The following is a 17170-nucleotide window of genomic DNA, read 5'->3' on the forward strand; positions in this document are numbered from 1 at the left end:
AGTGGAAAAAGATTTTATTTGTAACTTTCTGTTCCAAAGCCTAATACCACATTCGTATGAAGAAGTCGCACACCTTCACAATACGAGGCGTAGTAACTGCCCTTGCTTTGGCAATTACGCCTTTTCTGATAAAAGCTCAAGACGCTGGTACACGCGTTGATTATAACCTGTATCCAGAATCATCATCTACCATTGATGCCGAAGTTACCGGCACTTTCGAAATGAACTTTACCTGGACCGGTTCTCCGAGCAAAATACACAACATCAATTGGGATAACTCAGCTTCCAACAGTGCGAACGGAAGTGCATATCTCAAAATCTACGATGCAGAAGGAACAATGCTTTGGAGCGGATATCCGAACGAGTTAACCGCTAGCACACATGCCTTTGAAGCGGTTGGTGTGATACTCGAAACTGGGCACTCTTATCGTTTGTCTTTCGACCTTTCACAGGTGGATGTTAGCCTTTATTCGAATAGCTCGTTCCCTTGGAACCCAAATGGCAACGGCCCTATTGAAATCAACAGCACAGAGTTGACTGGCATGATTGACAATCCAGTTGATCCTGACCTCATCTTCCCGTATTTCACAGTAAACATGGAATATGGCGTGAGTATCGATGAAGAACTACTCGAAAACTGGTCTCCATCGCCTAACCCTGCTACATCCTTCATTACACTTCCAGAGCTTACGGAAGAGTATGAAGTTCGTTTGATGAATATCGCCGGTCAGACCGTGGCCGATTTGGAAGTAGCTGAGAATACCCAGACACGTTTGAATGTGTCAGACCTTCCAGCAGGAGTTTACATGCTACAAATCCTTTCCAACGGTGCTTCGATTGCCACCGAAAGAGTTATTGTCGAGTAGCACTCAATCCTAGTTTAGAAGTAAATCGGGTGGAAATAGAAGTTTCCATCTGACGTTCTGTACTCCAGAGTTGGAGCGGGAATCTTGATGATGCTTACCACTCGGAACACGCCTTTCCAGAAATCACTTTTGACCTTAATTTTCGTGAGGTCCACGTCTAAGCTCAAATAGTATTGCGATCCGCGCGTATACTGAGGAATGGGATTGCCATTAGGATCAAACATTGCATTTGTAGAACCTCCCGTCATTCCTGTTGCACCGTACCCCCCGGCGACATTCAACCAAGTAGGCCACCAGCCATCTTCGCTATCTGAGAAGCTTCGTGGGTTAACGGACAACCAATAGGTTTGACCGTTGTAGTCCTTCAACCATTCTTCTGTCCAACCATTACCCAGCAATTCTGGTCTATACTGCGAAAATTCGGTTGGGTGATAGCTGAATTTCAACATCATTCTTTGTTCACCCCATCCCAATTGCTGTCCGATAAACAAGCCGGCGCCAAGCGTATTGAAGGCGAAATCACCTGTTGAGAATCCCCATTCATCAGAGAACCCATCCATCACCTCAACAGCCGCCAGGTATGTCCAGCCTGTTAAACCTCCATACCAAATCGCTTCCTTTTCACTTACGCCAGACCAACGCAAGGCGGCATAACTGTTATGTCCAATGGCATAGGTGGTCATAGCGTGACCTAGCTTGTCCATCCCTCTCCAGTTTCCAAAGTCATTCACACCGTGAAAACCAGATTGCGGATAATCTGCATACCAGGTAGAATAAAGTGCTGCAAGTGAACCGATTGCCAGCCCACCTCCTACTCCAACGAGCGTGTATAAGCGAGGCTTGTTAAGCGTGTCGGAAGGTGTCCAAAAACTTTGAGCTTGACCTCCTAAGCTGCATAAAATCAATGATATGGCTATGATTTTCCTCATCGGCCGCGCGCCTTGCGATAATCGCGAATGTTTCTTTCGTGCTGAGCGAGCGTTTTGGCAAATCGATGGTAGCCTGGTCGATCTAAGTCGGCCATCATGAAGATAAATTCATTTTTGTCGGCATTGAGGACAGCCTCAATTGCTACAATCTCTGGGATTGAAATTGGCCCTGGAGGAAGTCCATCAATCAGGTATGTGTTATATGGATGGTCGTATTCAGTCATCTTGTTGAGTACACGTCTAACCGGATAATCCTCTGGGTGGTCTTGCTCCCAAGCAAACTTGGAGGTCGCGTCACACTGCAGTCGAATTCCCTTTCTCAATCTATTGAGGTACAAGCCGGCCACAATTGGCATCTCGTCCTCCATATACGTTTCTCCTTGAACTATGGATGCTAGGATGGACACTTCAATTGGTGTAAGTCCTTTGCTTTGAGCTAATTCCTCTCTTTCATCGGTCCAATACTTTCCATGCTCCACCAACAGTCTAGAAACGACCTCTTCCGCGGATGCAGTCCAATACACCTCATATGTGTTGGGTAGAATATACGCCATCCTATGCGCCTTATCTTCTACTCCGTTGGCAATCCAAAGTGAATCGTTGGTGAGTGCTTCGAGAAAATCGGCTTTGCTCGGTTGCAGATCTCTGTCTAAAGCCGAGGCCAACTGATTCATATTCTTCACATTGTGAAACTGCAGTCGAGAAGGAGTCTGAAGCCCGCCGATAAGTCGGTTTACCATTTCACGGTTTGACATCCCCTCTTCGAAAACGTAACGACCATATTTGAGGTGAGTGCCGAGTTCTTTGAAAGTCGCCCATTCTTTGAAAGTCTCAGGGTCAACTAATCCACTATCTATAGCGTGTACGATGTCTATGAGTTCCGTGTTCTCATCCACAATAAACTCAATGGGATGGCCTACGAAGTTCGACTTCATAGTGAGACGGTATCCGAACCAAGCAACAACGCTACCTCCTAGGAGGAGGAATATGAATAGAAAGAGGAATATTCTTTTTCGCATACGGCTAATTGTAGCCCGCAAATTAACTCATTCTTTGCGGTTGATGTCCTCCCAAACGGCTAGATATTGCTGATTATTTGGATAGGCCTCGATTAATGGTTTCAAGGCCCGCTTTGCCTCATCATACCTACCGAGAGCATAATATGCAGAAACGGCATTAAGGCGTGCCGGTTCATAGTCTGGATCCAGATTTAACGCGTACTCGAAGTACTCAAGTGCTATGGTGGTATCACCATAAATTAACTGAACATAGCCGTAGTTGCTGTTTGCATCAGATAAGTACGGGTTCAGATCAATGATGTACTTGAATTGCTTTTCTGCCTCCTCTACGTCTCCCAGCTTGAGGGAAACTGCACCAAGTTTATTTCGAATCTCAAGCACATCTGGAGCTAGTGCCACTGCTTTTCGGTAGAACATCCGGGCGAAATCCGCCTGATTTACGGAGTTGTATGCTTCGCCTATTCTATAAGCCGTCCAAGCATGGCGGTTGTCGTACGTCTGTTGATTTAACTGTCCAAGTACGATTTGAGGGCCCCTTCTCTCAACTTCTTGAACTAACAATCCCGAAGTACCCCGAAGATGGTATAAGTGAACAAGCTCAGTAATAGCCGCTGAATCTTCCAACTCCCGAATATAGGTCCAGGCTGAATCGAGCAATGACACCTCACCACCAAATTGCTCGTATTGCTGTAAGAAGGCCCTTGCTTTACTTCGGTTTGATGGTTGCGAATTGTTGATGGCAACCAAGGCGAGCAACGTACGCTCCATCTGATCTTCTATTTGAATTTCTACGCCGGCATCTGGAACCTTAATCCAATGATCATGCACGCTTACATGCGGAATGTCCTCCGAACTACTCGAAGGCATGTGACATTGAACGCAATTGTCGTCAACCTTCAAACGCTCTAGCTCTGATTCCGTACACAAATTCGACTTCTCAGATGTATGGCAAGAATTACACGTCTTGTTGAACTGAAGCGTATTCGTTTCAGCAATTGAAACGTGGGGATTATGACAAGAAATGCAATTGAAGGAGCCGTCGCCTGCTTTGTAGCAATCAGACAACTTCAATCGATCGGCGTGACTTGCCATGATGAAGGAGTGCTCACTGTTGTCATACCGAGGTAGATAGACATCCATGACCTCCGACAAGCGCATTCCTGGGCGGAAATCAAAAAATGACTTCCCTTCGGCCAGAACTGCATTTCCTTGCAGGTGGCAACGCTGGCAAAGCTCCATTTGAAGATCGGCAGAAAGTCTTCTGGGATTTACGATGGTATAATCAGGACCTTGTGAAGTGTCTACGATGTTTCCTGCGAGCTTTTCGGCTACGTGCAACTCACCCGGACCATGACATCTTTCGCAGTTGATTCCTGTTGGGACTGCATTAAACCGATTATTAGAACCGAGGACAAACTCCGTTGGCATCGCATTGTGGCAGCTCATGCATTCAAGTCCGATGATTCGAGTAAATCGCGTGTTATTGCCGTTTTCAAATCCTGGCGGCAAATCGGCTCTTCCCTCTTGTGTGTAGTAGGTAAAAGGAGCCTGATAAAGGAAACCATTTGAATTCCAAATGTGGCTATTGGTGTGCTGACCACTTCCGATGATATAGTCGACCCGCTGTCTTCTTTTGTGGACGGTGTCTCCACCTTCTGTTCTAAACTCCAGCACAAACAGTGTACTATCGACGAAATAGGGTTGATATGAATAGCCAGAATGAGGGTCGACAATCACTTCAGAGCCGTCCCAATCAAAAAAGGCCTTTCCGGGAGTAGCATGGTCGAATGACTTTCCCATTCCGGTATGCACAAAAGTGTGTCGTACATCACCGTGGCAACCGGAGCAGGCATCCATGCCGACATAGGATACGGTATCGTGATGGTTTAGCCAGATCAAATCACTCACTTCCGGCTTTTCTTCCGGAGAGTTACACTGATATAAGGTGAGGGTTAGAACTAGGATTAACCCAAGAACAAGACCGGTTCGCCTCATAGGATAAGTTGCATTTGAACGACATCCACGAATGCATTGCGCCTTCTCAGCCAATCTTTTAGAACTCCGGTCTTAGCATAGCCTGCATTCGTAAAGAGGTCTATAGAGTGTTCGTTATCTGACTGAATTTCGGCATACAATTGATGCAGAAAGGCTACTTCCCTAGCATAGTCTGATAACCAATTCAGGGCTTCCTTTGCGTATCCTTTGTTTCGGTGATCGAGATGCACTAAAACACCAACTGCGGAACGTTGATTACGCTCAGAGTAATTGTACAGATCTAGCAATCCAATTGGAGTATTGCTTTCGCGAAGTTCTATAACCCAGCGAAACTGACCAGCCTCTTGGAGTGTTTCGGAGGCATTTTCGATGTAGGCTTTAAAGGTGGATCTAGAAAGTGGAAGCTGGCGCTCACCGACGAGCCAATGTGCTGGATCATTCTCCAACAACATGAGCCATGAAAGATCTTCTGGCTCTAATGCTCTGAATGCCAATCGTTCCGATGTACTAGTGAGATTCAGCTTGTCCAAGATCCTTCGAATACTTTTTGAGCGGGTCCTGCTAGAATCACCTTTGAATAGACCCCGTTGTTGAACTCAAAAGATACACGTAATTCGCCACCTGGTGTGGAAACCTCAATTGAATCTTTCTGGGCAATTCCAAGGTGATGTAATGCTATCGCCGAAGCCGTCACCCCTGTACCACAACTGTAAGTCTCCGCTTCTACCCCCCTTTCATAGGTTCGAACTTTGAGCTTTTGATCATTCCATTCGATGAAATTCACGTTTGAGCCTTCTACTCCATAAATCTCATTTCGGATGATTCGGCCCTTCTTGTGCACGGGGTAATCGTCGACATCATCAACGACCTCCACGTGATGTGGCGAACCTGTGTCCATCCAAATTCCACGAATCTTTTCTGAAATGGATGAAACATCGTTCATACCTAGGTGGACAATATCGCCTTCGATACTAGCGTGATGCAATCCATCTATAGCGCGGAAAACAATATCCTCAGTTCCAACAATGCCCAGCGTATGCGCGAACATTACGGAACATCGTCCGCCGTTACCACACATCGTCGACTCTCGTCCGTCACTGTTGAAATAGACCATCTTGAAGTCTACTTCATCGTCCTCTTCAATTAGAATGAAACCATCTGCGCCGATGCCAAAGCGGCGATGGCAAATATGTGCGATTTGCTCAGTAGTCAGGTCAACGAGAAAGGGCTTTCGATGATCGATCATCACAAAATCATTTCCCGTACCTTGATATTTTTCGAACTGAAATTTCATAATGCGAAGTTACGGAATAGAATCCGAGGTTAAAATCTTGTTAATCCACAATCCATGGGGGCTAAGAGTTGTTAACTTGGTGTGAGATTTGAGAAAATAGACAACATCAACAATAGAGATAGAATATGAAGATGAAGCAAACACTCAGCACTCTTGCCGTAGCCATTGCGGGCGGAGCTGCAGCGGTAGTAGGATATACTCAGCTTGTCGATTCTCCACAACAAGTAGTTATCCAGCAAAATCAAACGCCATCTGTTATAAGAACTGCCAATGGAGCACCCATCCAATGGGACAGTTTTTCAGAAGCGGCAGAAATGGCAGTAAACAGTGTAGTACACGTCAAAACTGCCGTAGAACAAGGCTACTATGTGAGTCCATTTAGAGGATTTGGTTTTGGTCAGGGCAACATGACCCCGCGCATTGTAGAAGGTACAGGATCTGGCGTAATCATATCGGAAAACGGATACATCGTTACCAACAACCACGTTATTGCCAATGCTCAATCGGTTGAAGTGATGCTTAACGATAACCGTGAATATGAGGCAGAGGTAATTGGTACGGATCCTACAACAGATATTGCCGTACTAAAAATCGCGGCCGAAGGACTTCAACCATTGACCATTGCGAATTCGGACGACCTACGACTTGGGCAATGGGTGCTCGCAGTGGGCAACCCATTTAATCTAAACAGTACAGTCACCGCGGGAATTGTTTCAGCAAAAGGCCGAAGCATTAATATTATCGATGAACAGAGTGCGATTGAATCTTTCATTCAAACCGACGCAGCGGTGAACCCGGGAAATTCAGGTGGAGCACTCGTAAACCTCAATGGAGATTTGGTTGGAATTAATACCGCCATTAGCACGCATACCGGCTCCTTTGAGGGATACTCATTCGCTGTGCCGAGTAATCTGGCACGAAAAGTTGTAGATGACATCATTGAATATGGCCAGGTGCAACGCGCATATTTAGGGGTGAATATCACAAACGTGACCCCTGAGCTTTCCGAACAATTCGATCTAGACCTCAATACAGGCGTTTATATTGCTGATGTAGTCGAAGGATCTGCAGCGGAAGACGCTGGGTTGGAGCGCGGAGATGTGATTACCCAGATTAACAACAGACCAGTAACTCGTACGAGTGAGCTCCTAGAAGTGATTGGAAGTAAACGTCCCGGTGATGCGGTACAAGTTACCGTTGATCGCGGTGGAAATTCCAGATCATTGAACCTTACGCTGACAAACAGCAGTGGAAACACCGATTTAGTTCGTGCCGAGCCTGAGACAGGCAATGAACTTGGTGGCACATTCAGAGGTTTGAGTGAAGCGGATAAGCGTCAGCTTAAGCTTAGAAATGGAGTTGTTGTAACGGATCCAGGTACTGGTGAACTCGCCAAGGCAGGAGTGCCAAGGGGATTTGTCATTACCAAAGTAAACAACCAGAGAGTTGATTCAGAAGAAGATATACTCGCAGTAGTGGCAGAAATTAAACCTGGAGATGGACTCTTGATTCAGGGATATCATCCGAACGGCAAACCAGACTTCTTTGCGTTTGGAATGTAAAACCGGACTAAGTGTAAATTTTACACCTTATAATTGATTTTAAACCCCTCATTTTGAGGGGTTTATTTATTTACACAAAATTGCCCGAACCGAATTAGCGAAGTATTTTTGCGCCAGTTTTTCGTGCCATTTAAACCCATTAGCATGTCACGCGCATACGAAACCGCCGTTCAAGAAAGAATCGGCATGGAGAAATCCGCAACTGAATTTATTAAGGTTATCAGTGACCTTTTCTACGACAAAGGTGTTGAGACTGTACTCTTCCGCAACCAGCTTATCGATAAGCGTCCGAGTGAGATCTTGAATCTCCACGACTACGCAAAGAAGGTTGTTGGCAAAAACATCACACTTACCGACACATTGGAGCTTGCAACAGCGGTTCTCAATGCAAACATTTGCCCAGCACGTTTCGACATTGGTCGCCTTGCTGCAGAATGGGTTGAGGAAGGTTCATCTTTTGATTCAAAAGACGCATTTGTTGCCAACAAAATGGGAGACTTCATCGGCGAAGATGCCTCTGAAGTTCAACCGAAGGATGTGGTTCTTTACGGATTTGGCCGTATTGGTCGTCTTGCCGCTCGTGAGCTCATCGCTCAAGAGGGACGCGGTCAGCAGCTTCGTCTACGCGCCATCGTTACTCGTGGCGAAACTCCTGAATCACTTGAAAAGCGTGCTTCATTGCTCCGTGTAGACTCTGTTCACGGTACTTTCCCAGGTACAGTTGAGGCTGACGTTGAGAATATGGCTTTGATCATCAACGGTCGCATGGTGAATATGATTTCTGCCAATGCTCCTGAGGACATCGATTATACAGCCTATGGCATTAACGATGCATTGATTGTGGACAACACCGGCGCATTCCGCGACGAAGTTGCTCTTGGTCGTCACCTTAAGGCGAAGGGAGCATCAAAAGTTCTCCTTACTGCACCAGGTAAAGGTGTTCCGAACATTGTACACGGAATTAACCAGAAGGATCACGATCCGAATAACGTAGACATTTTCTCGGCAGCATCCTGTACTACCAATGCAATTGCGCCAGTATTGAAGGTGATCAACGACAAGTTGGGAATTGAAAAAGGTCACATTGAAACCATTCACGCTTACACCAACGACCAAAACTTGGTGGACAACATGCACAGCAAGTATCGTAGAGGTCGCGCTGCTGGCGTGAATATGGTTATTACTGAAACAGGCGCTGGTAAGGCGGTTGACAAGGCCATCCCTGGTCTTGGTTCGAAGCTTACTTCAAACGCTATTCGCGTTCCAGTTCCAGACGGTTCATTGGCAATTTTGAACCTCACCGTTTCGAAGGATACATCAGTAGAAGACGTAAACGAAATCATGCGTGATGCGGCTTTGAAAGGTGACTTGGTTGAGCAAATCAACTACAGCATTTCAAACGAACTCGTATCTAGCGATATCATCGGAAACTCTTGTCCGTCTATTTACGACAGTAAAGCGACCATCGTTCATAGCGATAACCGCTCAATGGTGTTGTACGTATGGTACGATAACGAGTACGGATACACTCGTCAGGTGATTCGCCTCAGCAAGTACATTGCGCAGGTTCGTCGCAAGCGTTACTATTAAGCATAGAAGAAAGGCTTTTATAGCCCAGGCTCAGAAGTCCCTGCCGCGAGGTGGGGACTTTTTTATGCGATGTGTTTCTCCCGCACCGGCAGGCGGGTAAGCCGCTAAAACGCAAGAGTTATTATCGGCATGCTGTAGTTCTCGCGCCGGTAGTCGGGCAAGCTGCAAAACGCCAATTGAAATCACGACTATGTCGCTTGGCGCTTTATTCCTCACAAGCCGCACTATTATTCTTAGAGCATGGGCAAACAGCCTAGCAGCGGGTAAACCAAACCACGTCCATCAGTCCAAGAGTCCATTTGTCCATAAGTCTATTAATCCATAAGTCTGTTAGTCTGTCACTCTATTAGTCCTCCCACCTATCAATCCACCCAACCATTTTCCCTAACTTCTCCTCCAAACCACCCAATTATGAAGTACCTAGCCGCACTTGGATGCATTTTCTACTCTATTATTTCCGTAGCTCAAACCGATTCACTTGTTCTCAACAACAACGATGTGATTGTCGGTGAAGTAAAAAGTATGGATCGTGGAGTTGTTGTGATTGAAACCGACTATTCTGACAGTGATTTTAAGATTGAATGGGAGAAGATCAAGCGAATCAAGACCTCAGAGCGCTACCTCATCATGTTGAGCGATGGTCGACGAGTGAGTGGATACTTCATGTCGGCTCCTGACGGCTCTATTTCTATACGTGATATCGAAGGTGGGACCTATGTCGTAAAGCCTGAAGAGATTGTCTATATCAACAACCTAGACGATGGCTTCTTGAGTAGGCTGTATGCCAATATTGACTTTGGATATAGTCTAACGAAAGCAAACAACCAGAATCAAACAACACTGAACAGTCGCGTTGGATACATCCAAGATTACTGGTCGGTAGACTTCTACTACAATGCCCTTCTCTCCCGACAGGACTCTACGCCTGACATCCGACGAAACGATGCAGGTGCTGGGTTTAGATACTATTTACCTTCGGATTGGTTCCTATCCGCCGACATCACCTTTCTAGCGAATACGGAACAGGCGATTGACTTGCGAACGAATAGTAAGATTGGTGTGGGTAATTACTTTATCCGATCAAATCACGCGTATTGGGGAGCAAGCGTTGGTGCGGCATCTATACGTGAGCGCTTCGCGGAGAGCAGCGGTGCGGCAGATCGAAATTCTTGGGAAGCATTCATTGGTACGGAGTTAAACCTGTACGACATAGGCGACCTCAACTTATTTACAAACGTGATAGTCTACCCTAGCATCACGGAAAGCGGTCGCTTACGTACAGACTTTCGTTTCGATGCCAAATACGACGACCTCTTCTTGGATGACTTGTACATTCGAGCGGGCATTACGGTCAACTATGACAATCAGCCGGCGGTAGCAGGTAATGAAACGGATTATGTCTTTACGACGGGGATTGGTTGGAAGTGGTGAAGCGGCGGATCTATTGGACTTTTTGAGGGTTAGATTTTTAGATGTTCGGAGGGTTAGAGGGTTGGACAGGAGATGGTTTCAGGCTTAAGGCAGAGTGAGTCAATTTCTGAATGGTTATCACCAAGTTCTTTTCATTAAAGCCTCTTGAAACAATTGGGCCAGCATTCACCTTTTGCCGTTACTAAGGCAGCATCGGGCTTCAGGCGCCAGGCGGTACACGTCATGGGAATAACTTGAGGTATTGGGCTTGAGACGTTGGGTCAAGGAAGCATGTCGCTGGGTGACTTTATTCAGGGGGCTGTTTAGCCCCTCCCCGTTCTCAAGCTACAGCACCTTTCCAGATATAGTCGTGTTGTAAACGTTTACATTCGGCTAATTATCCTCCTTATTGCGGTGTCTACGATTTGTCCACCGTGTGTCCCCTATTTGTCCAACTGAGAATCATTCTCCATTCGATAAAAGTTTGAAACTTCGCCACAGGGGTGGGGTTAGGGGCCCCAGCTAAGACGGCAAGCGTCCAACGGCAGGCGGCAGGCGGCAGGCGGCAGACGGCAGAAGGCCAGCGTCAGGATTGACTCCCAATCTCGTTCCTTACCCCTGCATGCGCCCCATAACTTGCATGTCATCATGATGTTTCGAGCAGTACTCCACTTAATGGCACACCTAGGGAATTCCAGCACCTGTTTATGTGCTTTTTACGCACTCCGCTGATTTTAGTATTGCGGTTTTACTTTTCGCGATTATACAGCCTGCCCGACCACCGGCCGGTGAACTCCAACGCGTTCATCCGCTAAGCTCATCCTCCGCGAACTCTCTCCACCTCGTACTCCTCTGCATCTCTGCGAGAGACCTCTACCCCTATGAAATTCGGGGTAAAGCCTCAAGGCTCCAAATACTCCATCCTCATCAAGATCGGCTCATCGAAACATCTCAATCCTATCTCTTCGAAATCTAGGTCTCCAAGAAAAACAACCTGTGACGTGCTCGCATCCAGACAGTAGATTGTGAGCGTCAGCACCCCGGGTTGCAGCCTCACGAGGTATGGAGGCGTTATGTACCCATTTGATATACTATTCACATCAACCGGGAAGACGTTCGCATTAGAATGAACGCTATTTACTGCTATATAAACGCTGTCAAATTGCTGTAAATCGACCGAATCTGGAATTCCTGTAAACTCTAGAGCAACCTCCTCGTAGTGATTCAAGTAGATCTTGCCATAGTCGTACGTATCTGATTCTGGAACTTGAAATCTGCCATAAGTCGAATCCGTGGTGTACTTAATTTGTGGTAAGCTCCCACCCCAAATATTGAAATCGCTCCGATCAACCGTGAATTGAAAGTGAAATCGACCATTGGCATCAGTCGTTGCCTCTTCCCTGCCATCCCCATGCTCGAATTCTAAGTGGATACCCTCAACACCAACCGGGTTCTCACACGATTCTAGAATTTGCCCCTCGATATCGATATCGCGAGTGCATTGGCATGACGTACAAAGTACTGTAAACAGAAGGGCTAAGAGAGAGAAGCGATAGGTCATAATGATCTAAAATAAAGAAACCCGTCCGAAGACAGGTTTCTCAAATGTTAAGTTGATTCGTTTAGCCCTTGTAGAACGGCAGTTTAACCACCTTTGCTTTAAGGACCTTGTTGCGAACCGCAATACCAATCTCTGTATCTGGAGCAGCCGCCGTGGTCGGGACGTACCCCATACCAATGGCTTTACCTGTGCTTGGCGACATCGTCCCAGAGGTTACAATGCCCATTTCGTTTCCATTGCCGTCAACAATTGCATAACCCTGACGTGGAACGCCACGGTCAACAAGCTCAAATCCGACAAGCTTGCGCGTAACACCTTCCTCTTTCTGCGCTTTCAAGGCATCTGAATTGATAAAGTCTTTCGTGAACTTCGTAATCCAACCTAGTCCCGCTTCGATTGGAGAAGTGGTTTCGTCGATATCATTCCCGTAAAGGCAAAATCCCATTTCAAGTCTGAGCGTATCGCGCGCAGCCAATCCAATAGGCTTGATGTTTTGCGAAGCACCAGCCTCAAACACAGCATTCCAGATTTTCTCAGCATCAGCATTCGAGAAGTAGATTTCAAAACCTCCAGCTCCAGTATATCCGGTTGCTGATACGATAACGTTGTCAACCCCAGCAAATACACCCTTTTCAAAAGTGTAGTATTTCATATCAGCCAAGTTGATGTCGGTAAGCGACTGGAGTGCTGCCACCGCCTTTGGACCTTGAACGGCTAGTAGCGAGATATCATCTGACGTATTCTCCATTACACAATCGAAATCGTTGTGTTTGGAGATCCAATTCCAATCTTTCTCGATGTTTGAAGCATTGACAACAAGCATGAAGTTCTGCTCATCTTCGCAGTATACAAGCAGGTCGTCTACGATACCTCCCTTGTCGTTTGGCAAACAGCTGTATTGAATCTTCCCAGGAACGAGCTTGGCCGCGTCGTTTGAGGTTACTTTCTGGATAAGATCGAGGGCTTGAGGGCCACGAACCCAGAATTCGCCCATATGACTCACATCGAAAACTCCTACGTGCTCTCTAACATTGTTGTGCTCGGCAATTACACCTTCGTATTGAACCGGCATGTTGTATCCAGCGAATGGGACCATCTTGGCGCCCAATTTTTCGTGAACAGCGGTTAGTGCTGTATTCTTCATGGTTATGCAATTATGGGTTGTGGCGTGTTAGCCGTGAATCGTTTCTTTCTTTCCAAGCTTTGACATCACCTCGGCTTCATACTCCAAGAGGCTGTTCCACTTCGGGTCTACACTCTCTCTTCCACCGATATCGCGTGCAAATTTCAGAAACATCGTATAATGGTTGGCTTCGCTAATCATCAATTTGCGATAGAACTCCGCCAAATCCGTGTCTTCTATGTTTTCGGATAACACCTTAAATCTTTCGCATGAACGCGCCTCAATTAAGGCAGCAATTAGCAGACGATTGACGAGGCGCTGTCTTCTATCTCCTGTTTTTGGAAAGAACTCCATTATTTGATGGACATACTCATCCTTACGCTCGCGACCTAAATCCAATCCACGCTCCACAATCTTTTTGTGAACCATTTCAAAGTGGCTCATTTCCTCCCTAGCAAGAGCCGCCATAGCGCTTACAAGCTCGGGGTAATCAGGATATCCAATAATGAGTGAGATGGCCGTAGATGCCGCCTTTTGCTCGCAATAAGCGTGGTCGGTGAGGATTTCTTCTACGTTCTTTTCTGCAATGTTGGCCCAACGCGGATCCGTTGGTAGCTTAAGTCCTAACATGCTCATTCTTCCGACTTTTTGAGGAATGCTGCTAATTCGGACGCAAAGCTAATTAATCCTTTTATCTCATTAGCCCCAGCCAAACGCTCTTTCTCAAAAATCAAGATTTGTTGCCCCCTTGCCTCTATGTGATAATAAGGGGTTTCATTGAGCATATCAATTAAATCGTCAGAGAAGAATTTCCGGATTGCAGGCTCATTTGCGCCTTGCAAGTGGAACTTCGCACTAAACTTCGGATGATTTTCAAAGTTGATGTCACTGAATCCAGCAAGTGATGCCACTCTATCCAAGAGTCTCTCTCTATCCAAAACGAATTGAGGAACCTTGCACTTTACTTCCATCGACATCATCGTGGAATGGGATGTCCCCCGAGCAATAAACTCACCTTCGTGATAATCTACATCGGCCAACACAAACGGTGTTCCGTCCAACTCTCCTTCAACTCTATTGCGTTGCCCTTCAATCTGAACCGACCTGAAATACTGGAAGGCATAGAACGGCTGACCACTGTACAATACTTGTGGTCGGTACTTGAAGCCAGCTTCTTGCGCGAGCTCTGCAAGGGCTTCTTGGCGGTTTGAAAGTGGCCCTTCATCTGTTGGAGCGGCTCCAAACGGCATCCATGAGGCGAAAGGATGATGCACGGTAGTTCGCAAGTCATCTACTCCCACAATTTCGAAGCGTCCTCCCCTTCTCAAGAAAATCTCCTCATAATACTCAAGCTGTCGAAGTACATTCTCATCGACAAATTCAGCGAGAGAAAAGTCGACAATCATTTCAGATGAAGATGGAACACTATCAATCTTCTCACGTATGCGCCCTAGATTCAAGAAGTTGCCATAATGCTTGATACTCAAAAGGTATCCGGCATCAGATTCCTGATACAACAGCGTGTTAGGCCTGAAGGCAAAACGGAGTATCAGACCCGCTTTGCCCGAAGTGATGAGTTGTAGGATGAAAATCAAGATAATACCTGCTAACAGGCCATAGAAGATTCCATAAATCCATCCTACAACAAAGGCTACGGTTAATCCGAGCAGGTCTTCCCATCCAATATCCGCGATAGCGCGAAGGTGAGACGGCGCAGCCATACGATATCCCACATAGAGCATCATGGCTGAAACAAATGGAAGTAACAGGTTTTCAAGATAACCGCCAATAGCAACTACCAAAACGAGAAGCCCAATGGCATTGAGCACATTGCTCCATCTCGACATGGCCTTCAGTTGAATATTCGTTGAGCTTTGAACGATGGTAGCTGTTACATTCAATCCGCCAATGGCGCAACTCAAAACACTAGCCAATCCGAGCGCTGTTATTTCCGAGTTAATATCGCTACGTCTGTGTAGTAAATCCAGTCGGTCAGTACTTCGAAGATTTGTTACCGATTCATTCAACGTAACCATCAATAAGCCCAATGTAACTGCCCAAAACTTAAACTGTCCAATCATGGCCCAATCGGGTGAATGAATCCAATCTAAGCCAATTTGATTCAGATGAACTTGCTGATTCAAATGGTCCAAGAAGGCATTTCCTTCAATGATTTGTAGGTAGAAAGAGAATATCACACCACCAATCAACAACCACAAGGGAGCAGGTAGCATGCGAATGAGTCTATTTTGATAGGAGCTGTAAAAGATCATGAACATCAAGGCTATCAACCCGACACCCGATATCCAGTAATCCATGTTTCCATTCACTGCCTTGTCGAGCAACTCTGGATATGTAGCTAAAATGGCGCCTAACGAATCATAGGATAAATAGGCATTTTCTCCCAGTAGCGGCGGAATCTGGCTAATCAGAATCCAAACCCCAAGCATAGAAATAATTCCGCGTCTTACGCTAATAGGGATAATGTCCAAACGTTGTGTCTGTCGCAAAAGGCCGATGACTATCATCAATAGACCGACTATCACACCTGAGGCGAGCATCAATTTGTAACCATGTCCAAACTCTCCGTTGCCTAACACGATGGCACCCATCATCCAAACGGCTGCCGAATGGATTCCCGCTCCGGAGATATTTACAAATGAGCCACCAAAAATTGAAGTGATAATTCCACCGACTACCAGCGCTATGATGGCAGACTCGGTAGGTGCATGGGCCACGGTTGAGAGTCCGAGCGCAATCATTAATGAAACAGGCACAACGAGAATCGACGCAAATGCATCTTTCTTGAAGTATTTCCAAATGCTTGTTCCTGCGCTCATGAATTATGCTTTTCGGTCATGCTTTTTGTGGTATGAACGATGAGCAAATCGCATGGCAAATCGCTCAAAACATACTCAATATCATGTGTTAGGATTCTATCGAGAAGGCCCAATGTAGAGTCTGGAGAATTCATCACAAGCATATCCACGCCTTGATCTGCCGCAAAGTGACCGATGCTGTAGCCGGGCTTTCCGTATAACACGCGCTGTTCTATTTCTAAGCCTTTTGGAATTTCAACTTCACGAAGCGCTTTTGCCAATCTCTTTCTCTCCTCCCTTACAATAAGGCGACGCTGACGTTCAGCTCTGATCAAGCCCCTATCATCATTCACCCTCACACGAACTTCATGTGTAGGCACCTCATCCGCAATGATGATTTCATTCGCCTGAAGTTTACCCGCAACATAAATCGCCGTCTTTACTGAATCCGGAGTTTTCGGATGTGCGATGCCATTTACCAATATCTTAGAGCATGGTTCACTCTCCTTTTTAGGATTGGTAATTAATAGAATGGAACACGAAGTCTCTCGCACAAGTCGTCGTGCAATAGATCCGCGGAAGTAACGCATCAAATTCTCCTTGAGTAGCGCGCCCGCTAGAAGCAGCTCAACCTTTTCATCTTTACAGGCTTGAAGGATTACCTCTACAGGCTTTCCGCTCTTCGCTACAAACTTCGGAGCAACTTCCTGACCGCCAGCTCTGGTAACCAAATCATCTAACTTCTGCTTGGTATCCGAACTCAATTCACCTACGTGGATTAGAACGAGCTGAGCCTCCAGCATCTTTACAATTCGAACTGCTTCAAACAGCAGTGCTTCTGCCCTAGGAGAAAGAGCAATGGCAAGTGCCACCTTCTTAAAGTGAAGAGGGAAACCGGTCTTGTTGGTCGTTTCTGGCTCGGTCATTCCGTGAAGATAAAGTTTTGATTTGACCTGAGATAGCGAGGTTATTCACTATGCATTGTTTAAAAGACGGAACATT

At 46.2% G+C, this 17170-nt stretch carries 14 protein-coding genes; 4 read left to right on the top strand and 10 right to left on the bottom strand.

Translation table 11 applies throughout. The features are described from left to right. Nucleotides 1–56: 56 nt before the first annotated feature. Nucleotides 57–866: a T9SS type A sorting domain-containing protein gene (locus F8C67_RS02715; RefSeq protein ID WP_151666252.1), complete on the top strand. Its 810-nt coding sequence runs from the start codon at nucleotides 57–59 to the stop codon at nucleotides 864–866. Between the two features lie 14 nt (nucleotides 867–880). Here the strand turns inward: F8C67_RS02715 and F8C67_RS02720 are convergent, their stop codons facing one another. Genes F8C67_RS02720 through dapF form a run of 5 tightly spaced genes read right to left on the bottom strand, consistent with a single transcriptional unit; the run spans nucleotide 881 to nucleotide 6103 of the window. After that, nucleotides 881–1795 (bottom strand): DUF2279 domain-containing protein, encoded by a 915-nt coding sequence (locus F8C67_RS02720; RefSeq protein WP_151666253.1) that lies wholly within the window; start codon nucleotides 1793–1795, stop codon nucleotides 881–883. After that, complete coding sequence (gene mltG, locus F8C67_RS02725) at nucleotides 1792–2814, bottom strand: endolytic transglycosylase MltG (RefSeq protein WP_151666254.1); 1023 nt, start codon at nucleotides 2812–2814, stop codon at nucleotides 1792–1794. Before mltG ends, F8C67_RS02720 begins: the two co-directional genes overlap by 4 nt. A gap of 27 nt (nucleotides 2815–2841) precedes the next feature. Continuing rightward, the gene (locus tag F8C67_RS02730; RefSeq protein WP_151666255.1) at nucleotides 2842–4809 is read right to left on the bottom strand and encodes a tetratricopeptide repeat protein; all 1968 of its coding nucleotides are present in this window, start codon (nucleotides 4807–4809) and stop codon (nucleotides 2842–2844) included. Beyond that, on the bottom strand, nucleotides 4806–5339 hold the full coding sequence (locus F8C67_RS02735; RefSeq protein WP_151666256.1) for a GNAT family N-acetyltransferase: 534 nt from the start codon (nucleotides 5337–5339) through the stop codon (nucleotides 4806–4808). The genes F8C67_RS02730 and F8C67_RS02735 overlap by 4 nt, the downstream gene beginning before the upstream one ends. After that, nucleotides 5327–6103 carry a diaminopimelate epimerase gene (gene dapF, locus F8C67_RS02740; protein WP_151666257.1) on the bottom strand — a complete coding sequence of 259 codons (777 nt, stop codon included), beginning with the start codon at nucleotides 6101–6103 and terminating at the stop codon, nucleotides 5327–5329. Before dapF ends, F8C67_RS02735 begins: the two co-directional genes overlap by 13 nt. Nucleotides 6104–6234: 131 nt before the next feature. Between dapF and F8C67_RS02745 the strand changes: the two genes are divergently transcribed. The 3 genes from F8C67_RS02745 to F8C67_RS02755 all read left to right on the top strand — a co-directional run bounded on the left by F8C67_RS02745 (nucleotide 6235) and on the right by F8C67_RS02755 (nucleotide 10686). Then, on the top strand, nucleotides 6235–7665 hold the full coding sequence (locus tag F8C67_RS02745) for a trypsin-like peptidase domain-containing protein (protein ID WP_151666258.1): 1431 nt from the start codon (nucleotides 6235–6237) through the stop codon (nucleotides 7663–7665). A 138-nt stretch (nucleotides 7666–7803) separates the two neighbouring features. Continuing rightward, complete coding sequence (locus F8C67_RS02750; protein ID WP_407675831.1) at nucleotides 7804–9255, top strand: glyceraldehyde-3-phosphate dehydrogenase; 1452 nt, start codon at nucleotides 7804–7806, stop codon at nucleotides 9253–9255. A 411-nt stretch (nucleotides 9256–9666) separates the two neighbouring features. Beyond that, entirely contained in the window at nucleotides 9667–10686 is a 1020-nt protein-coding gene (locus F8C67_RS02755) for a DUF481 domain-containing protein (protein ID WP_151666260.1), read from the top strand. A gap of 880 nt (nucleotides 10687–11566) precedes the next feature. Here F8C67_RS02755 and F8C67_RS02760 read toward each other — a convergent pair. From F8C67_RS02760 to F8C67_RS02780, 5 genes are all read right to left on the bottom strand, one after another. Then, complete coding sequence (locus F8C67_RS02760; RefSeq protein WP_151666261.1) at nucleotides 11567–12226, bottom strand: hypothetical protein; 660 nt, start codon at nucleotides 12224–12226, stop codon at nucleotides 11567–11569. Nucleotides 12227–12287: 61 nt separating this feature from the next. Continuing rightward, nucleotides 12288–13370, bottom strand: coding sequence for a glycine cleavage system aminomethyltransferase GcvT (gcvT, locus tag F8C67_RS02765; protein ID WP_151666262.1), 1083 nt, complete (start codon nucleotides 13368–13370; stop codon nucleotides 12288–12290). A 27-nt stretch (nucleotides 13371–13397) separates the two neighbouring features. Continuing rightward, complete coding sequence (gene miaE / locus F8C67_RS02770) at nucleotides 13398–13979, bottom strand: tRNA-(ms[2]io[6]A)-hydroxylase (RefSeq protein WP_151666487.1); 582 nt, start codon at nucleotides 13977–13979, stop codon at nucleotides 13398–13400. A gap of 2 nt (nucleotides 13980–13981) precedes the next feature. Continuing rightward, nucleotides 13982–16189, bottom strand: a complete 2208-nt coding sequence (locus F8C67_RS02775) for a SulP family inorganic anion transporter (RefSeq protein ID WP_151666263.1) — start codon at nucleotides 16187–16189, stop codon at nucleotides 13982–13984. Continuing rightward, entirely contained in the window at nucleotides 16186–17094 is a 909-nt protein-coding gene (locus F8C67_RS02780) for a universal stress protein (RefSeq protein WP_151666264.1), read from the bottom strand. Before F8C67_RS02780 ends, F8C67_RS02775 begins: the two co-directional genes overlap by 4 nt. Nucleotides 17095–17170: the final 76 nt, after the last annotated feature.

Source organism: Phaeocystidibacter luteus (assembly GCF_008933115.1).
In the GTDB taxonomy this organism is placed as follows: Bacteria; Bacteroidota; Bacteroidia; order Flavobacteriales; family Schleiferiaceae; genus Phaeocystidibacter; species Phaeocystidibacter luteus.